General features: G+C 43.7%; 5 protein-coding genes. All 5 read right to left on the bottom strand.

The window, feature by feature from the left end; genetic code table 11:
* Positions 1 to 399: 399 nt before the first annotated feature.
* Entirely contained in the window at positions 400 to 1,104 is a 705-nt protein-coding gene (locus ACJ28U_RS11825; protein WP_407619399.1) for an NAD-dependent protein deacylase, read from the bottom strand.
* 14 nt (positions 1,105 to 1,118) lie between these two features.
* On the bottom strand, positions 1,119 to 2,078 hold the full coding sequence (locus tag ACJ28U_RS11820) for an IpaB/EvcA family protein (protein WP_099087572.1): 960 nt from the start codon (positions 2,076 to 2,078) through the stop codon (positions 1,119 to 1,121).
* Positions 2,079 to 2,100: 22 nt separating this feature from the next.
* The gene (locus ACJ28U_RS11815; protein ID WP_099087573.1) at positions 2,101 to 3,348 is read right to left on the bottom strand and encodes a hydroxymethylglutaryl-CoA reductase, degradative; all 1,248 of its coding nucleotides are present in this window, start codon (positions 3,346 to 3,348) and stop codon (positions 2,101 to 2,103) included.
* 124 nt (positions 3,349 to 3,472) lie between these two features.
* Positions 3,473 to 3,928 (bottom strand): MerR family transcriptional regulator, encoded by a 456-nt coding sequence (locus ACJ28U_RS11810; protein ID WP_085636942.1) that lies wholly within the window; start codon positions 3,926 to 3,928, stop codon positions 3,473 to 3,475.
* A gap of 134 nt (positions 3,929 to 4,062) precedes the next feature.
* The gene (locus ACJ28U_RS11805; protein ID WP_407619398.1) at positions 4,063 to 6,234 is read right to left on the bottom strand and encodes an LTA synthase family protein; all 2,172 of its coding nucleotides are present in this window, start codon (positions 6,232 to 6,234) and stop codon (positions 4,063 to 4,065) included.
* Positions 6,235 to 6,246: the final 12 nt, after the last annotated feature.

The raw sequence follows: 6,246 nt of genomic DNA, 5'->3' as shown, positions 1-6,246 counted from the left end.
TTTGAGTATAACTCAATTTTTGTTGTTTAACAGAAGTTAAACGAATTTACTAGCGAATTGACTTCGCAAATGTTTTTGCATCAAGAACTTGCTTGATGACCCTACACATTTGTTTCATCGAAACGATATTCAGTTTTCAATGACCTACGTCGTTGTCTCACCCGACAACTTTTATATCATAACAAGAATCTCAAACGATGTCAACAACTTGTTTAAATCAATTTATTAACGTCTCATGCGATATCTTTTTACTTGTCGCTGTTTCCTGCGAAACAACTTAACCTATATTACAGATAGAAGCACAATTCGTCAACACTTTCTTCAAAATTAATTCACACAAAATTTCGGGTAACAAAAAAGCTTTCGTTATCCACCAATAACGAAAGCTTTTTCAATAATTTATACCCGTAATTCATCAAAGTAAATTTGCGCATCCCCAATCACCTGCACAACGTTAGCTGGCGCTGGAATAGACTCCAAATTTACCGCAATAATTGGCACTTGAGCTTGTGCATACTGCAATAAACCAGCGAATGGATACACCACAAAACTCGTTCCGACGATGACGATCAGGTCAGCCTCATGCACCCATTGCGCGGCTTCTGTCACGTGAAAGGGGATTTCCCCATATAATGTAACCCCTGGCCGAAGTAATGCACCGTCTTCCCGCCGCATATCTTGCATATACGCCTCAAGCGTTGCAGGGGCACCATCAGTCACTGCATAAATGTTATACAACGAACCATGGAACTCGATAACATTCTCCGCACCGGCTTGGTTATGTACGCTGTCCACATTTTGCGTAATGATGCGTGCCCGACCTTGGTGTGTTAGTGCCGCCATCTTTTGGTGAATGATGTTTGGCTTGGCATCCGGAAAATACATGTTTTCCTTCATAAACTGATACATCTTCTCAGGCTCACGGTTTAACGCGTCAGTACTCAACAAATATTCTGGCCGTTCAACAACGCCACTATCATCATAAATACCGCCTTTAGAACGATAGTCGGGAATCCCCGACGCCGTTGAAACGCCAGCACCTGTTAAAAACACAATTTTCTGGGCATCATCAAACAATCGTTGCTGTTCTGCTGATAGTAACATTATTATCTGCCTCCTTAGTCTGCTTGACGCACGACGAACGGTTGACCAATTTGTTCAAGCACTTCACGAACAGACGTCTTATAAAGTTCCTTGAAGAACGTTGGTTGATTCTCTTCTGGGGCAGAAATAACAAAACTGTTCTGCTCATCCGTCTTATTCAATCCAACGTAAGCGGTTTTCTCTGTATTACGATCAATCATGTCAGTGTGCTTAATATCGTATACTTGCGCCAAAGGTAATCGCAACTGACGCTCAGACAAAACGGGCGTCAACGTCGCAAATTCGTTAGCATGCAATTCTGGCAAATCCCACGCTGCCATTTGTTCATCAAAATGCTTGAAGGCCGCCACAACCGCCCGATGAACGGTGAATGGATCCTTAATACCATCAATCTTCATAGCGACAACAATCTTTTGAGCAGCTGCCCATGCTTCTGGGAAAGCTTCGGCAAACGTATCCGTGTACGCCGCCGTCTCACCAGTAACTGCATTCATAAAGACTTGCGCATCCAACAATGTCAACACACGCAAGGCGGCTTCAGAACGGTCCCCGTCGGCTTCCTTCGTTAGTGTTGTCATTACACCCTTTGCAAAGGCTGCCACAACATCATCAGTCAACAAGCCATGCTTGGCTTGTTCCTTATAAATGATTGTGCGCATGGCTGGTTGGTACAGGTACGTCGCCATAACCATTAGTTGGTCCGTCAACTCAACATTGTCTGACTTCAATTGGAAGTAAATTTGTGGGTAACCACTCAACGTTAGCATCATCATCAACAATTCTTTTGTTGCTGAATAATCTGGTGCCGTAGCATCCGTTACTTCAACCATCAAGCGCGTACCCAACATATCCGTCGTCACTTGATCGTGCGTCAAGACACCTGTTGCCTCTCCGCTACCACGCAAAACAACTGAACCGGGGTAAACACGGTTAACTTGGTCGACTAGTTGTACTGTATCTGTTGAAAATTGCATATCTGTTCTCTTTTCCGTCTATTTATCGTAATTTTGCTAATAATTCACGGGCCGTAGCTTCATTAAACTTACCCGCTTGTTGTAACGCGGCCGTCAACGCTGGCACTTCTGATGGCGTCGCACCCACTTGGAGCGCCAAGGACTTGGCCTGCAACGCCATGTGGCCGGCTTGAATACCAGTCGACACCAACGCACGAATGGCAGCCAGGTTTTGGGCTAACCCGACAGCGGCAATTGTACTGGTCAACTCATTAACCGTTGGATTATCCATCAACGCATGGTTCAACTTAACAGCTGGCACAATCCCAATTGAACCACCAACAACGCCAAGAATTAGTGGCAAGGTTGTCTCACCAAGCAACTCTTCGCCTCGAACAGTCCAACGTGTCAAACCATGATACTGACCACCTTGCGCGGCGTATGCATGCAAGGCTGCATTAACCGCGCGTGTATCGTTACCACTGGCTAGAACTGCCGCCTCAATTCCGTTCAACATCCCCTTGTTAGACGTGACTGCTCGGTATGGTGACAATGTTTCAATCCGACTAGCAGCCGCAATTTTAGCCGCAACATCGGCACCTGACATTCCCTGCTTAGTTGCCAACGCCGTTACCGGTACAGCAACCTTCGCCTTAACTAGTGACTCAGTCGCAAAGTTGGAAAGAATTGCCATTAACACCTCATACCCTGCTTGTCGTAATACGCTAGCAATCGCTTCCGACATAGTATTAACAACATTAGCCCCCATCGCCGCTTTCGGATCAACTAAGACATTAACAATCGCTGTCTGTGCATCAAGCACTTCGACCGTTAAAGCTTTCGCGCCGCCACCACGTTTTGCCATCGAGGGGTGCGCATCATTGGCCACCTGCAACAATTGCGTTAAATGTGTCTCAACATAAGTTTGCAAGGCCGCAACATCGGCAACATTATCCAAAATGATTTGGCCACGAACAAGCCGACTTTCAATAACTGTCTGCACACCAGCGCCAGCCCGCATCATCCGTGCACCATTATTAGCAGCCGCAATAACACTTGGTTCTTCCGTGCTCATCGGTACCGTCACTAAACGGCCATCAACTGGCAATTCCAGTAGCAACCCTGTGGGCACGCCGAAATTATAGAGGTAATTTTCAACCTGTTGTTCGCCAACCATGTCATAGTGCTGCGTGATTAATGCCGCCTGATCAGCCGTTAAATTTTTATTTTCAATCGTCCGTTGCAAACGTTCTTGCCACGACAACTTGTAGAATCCCTGCCAATTCGCCATGTTCTACAACTTCCTTTTCCGTTTATTACGGTACACAATACCGCTTTGCCTCTTATAGTTTACCAGTTATTCAACCTGAGAAAAGACAAAAACGGTCTTGGCTAGCCACCAAAACCGTTTTCCTTTAATTTTCGTCTGTTTGACGCACGATATAATGCACCTTATTGTCATCATCAATCGTTGCAAATAAACGTTGCTGTTGCTCATCATCAAAATAACCTAAATCAACAACATTCTTACCGTCAAGTTCGATGACACCCTTAACAGCCTGACTCATAACTTCATGCAACACCCGCCACGATTGTTCAAGCTCATGGGTCTTTTCAACCGCCGCTTTTAAGGTATAGCCATCATCCAAAAAGCCCTTAATGGCTGCAACTGCGACATAAGTTTTATAGTTATACACCCGGGCATCCTGCTCACCTTCACGACTTAATGATGAAATGATGCCTTTGCTTTCCCAGTAACGTAATTGGCGCGTTGACACACCCGTCATTGTGGCTAACTCACCAATGCGGAACTGAAAAACTTCTGACTTCAACGCATTTTTATGAAAATGGTGTTTTGGAACAAATGACATGGTGCCTCTCCTTGTACGTTTAATAGACTATTATTGTCAGGTTATTTAACATAAATGTCAAGGTAGTTCGTCAAAAAAGAAAATGTCCTTGGTGGCGGACAATTGCATCCGTACATCAAGGACATTTTTACTTGTTATGGATTTGGTGTGTCATCGCCACCATCAGTCGTATCGCCACCATCCGGATTAACCTGCTTAATACGCGAGGTATCAGAACGCGGTTCGTCCTTTTCTGGTGCGTTAGTGCTATACAATGACTGCGTAGTCTTACCACCATTCTCAGACCACAGACTCTTCGATTCAACACCCGCTTGGTTCTCAAGGTTTTCCAGCTTTGCCAACCCGTTTGAGTAGTTATACTTTGAGGCATCAACTGACTTAAAGCCACTTGGCGTATAGAAACGAAGCAAGTCCTTTTGATTAATATCATCTGAAATCGCCAACTGTTCCTTAACCTGCTGCTTAGCTGCATCAATCTCTTTCAAAACCGATTTAGTTGGATTAGTAATCGCCTGATCAGTTTTATTATCATAAATCGTTTCGTTGATATAACTATACTTCGGTGTCACAAAGTTCTTATCACGGAAGGCCACAACCTGATTGCTCTTACCACTCAGCAGATCTTGTCCCATCATCACGTACTTCTTTGAATCAATACCTAACAAGTGTAGCAAGGTTGGCATGACATCAATCTCACCACCATACGTATGATTAACACCACCGCCGTGCCATCCTGGAATATTAATCATAAATGGTACGCGTTGTAGTTGCGCATTATCGTTATCATTCCAGTCATCGGCATTCTTACCCAGTACTGAGGCTAAATACTTGTTTTCTGAATTTGAAATACCGTAGTGATCACCATATAACACAATAATTGATTTGTTGTACAAGCCTGACTTCTTCAGATAATCGAAGAACTCACCAATTGATTGATCCAAGTAGTGGTTCGTTTCAAAGTAGCCGTTCACAATATCTGAATCCGTATTCGTCGTGGTAAAGTTTGGATCCTTGTCCTGATCATCCAAACTATATGGGAAGTGGTTCGTTACAGTAATGTACTTGGCATAGAACGGTTGTTGCATCCGTTCCAGATATTGAATGGAATCATTAAACAACAACTTATCCTTCAACCCATACCCCATCGCCTTATCACCAGACGTGTCATAGTAGCTGGCGTCAAAGAAGTATTGGTAGCCCATATTCTTGTACACGTTACTACGGTTCCAGAAACTAGCATTGTTACCGTGGAAGACAGCTGACGAGTACCCCTCAGTTTGCTTCAAAATGGCCGGCATTGCTTGGAATGTCTGGTCACTTCCCTGCGTGGCAAACAATGAACCTTGTGGCAAACCAAACGTTGATGTTTCTAGCATATTTTCAGCATCGGATGTCTTACCTTGACCAACTTGGTTAAAGAAATTATCAAATGCAATCGTTGAATCAGAATTATATATTTGGTTCAGATTTGGCGTCACTTCTTGCCCATTGATTTTCATGTTCATTGAAAATTGTTGGAACGACTCCAAGTGAATGACAAACACATTCTTACCCTTGGCGATACCAGCATATTTAGCATCCGCATCCGTATAATGTTTATCAACATAACTCAATACTTTTTGGATATCTGTCTTCTTTGCCGACTTGCGCAGCTCAGATACGCCATGTTGCTTCAAACCATCGAACACCGTATAAGCGTCCATCCCCAAATATTTCACCAATAAATTACTATCAAATTGGCGTGTAATAAGCTGTGGTCGATCCGCCTCACCCAAAACCAACGTCGCCATGAAGGCAAAGACTGAGAACGTCGTCATCGCAAAGCTCATGAATTTCGTTGTGCCTTCACGTTGTATCCTAATTTTTTTAAAGATGAACAACCCAATAAAAATTGGAATATCAATCCAGAACAAAATATCGTGTAAATTGGTTAACGCAAACCCAGATGCGCTCAATCCTTGGTTAACTTTGTCATAACCCAACATCGTCGCAACAGACATAAAATCTGTAAATTCACGATAATAGGTCACGTTTAATTGCAACAGTACAATGTTAACGATGTACATAATCGTTGCAATTGGGTAGAAAAGCTTTGCCGATCGGAAGTAGAACGCCAATCCAATCAATAAGGATGACACCGTCAATGGATTAATAAACAGCGTCACGTATTGTACTGGTGTCGCTCCCGAGAACAAGTTAAAGTCCACGAAATCCGCCAGTAACGTTTTTGCCCAGATTAACACGACCAAGAGCAATACAAACCCTAAGCGTGTGTTAATCCAGCTAAATCGGCCATAATGCCTCATAGTTTAATCACC

The sequence above is a fragment of the Weissella sp. MSCH1 genome, assembly GCF_045799135.1.
In the GTDB taxonomy this organism is placed as follows: domain Bacteria; phylum Bacillota; class Bacilli; order Lactobacillales; family Lactobacillaceae; genus Weissella.
This window is presented reverse-complemented; position numbering and strand designations above follow the sequence as displayed.

What these genes read in the sequence shown, in the direction of transcription:
- ACJ28U_RS11820 (WP_099087572.1), bottom strand. Translation starts at nt 2,078, where the DNA reads ATGCAATTTTCAACAGATACAGTACAACTAGTCGACCAAGTTAACCGT.
- ACJ28U_RS11805 (WP_407619398.1), bottom strand. Translation starts at nt 6,234, where the DNA reads ATGAGGCATTATGGCCGATTTAGCTGGATTAACACACGCTTAGGGTTT.
- ACJ28U_RS11815 (WP_099087573.1), bottom strand. Translation starts at nt 3,348, where the DNA reads ATGGCGAATTGGCAGGGATTCTACAAGTTGTCGTGGCAAGAACGTTTG.
- ACJ28U_RS11810 (WP_085636942.1), bottom strand. Translation starts at nt 3,928, where the DNA reads ATGTCATTTGTTCCAAAACACCATTTTCATAAAAATGCGTTGAAGTCA.
- ACJ28U_RS11825 (WP_407619399.1), bottom strand. Translation starts at nt 1,104, where the DNA reads ATGTTACTATCAGCAGAACAGCAACGATTGTTTGATGATGCCCAGAAA.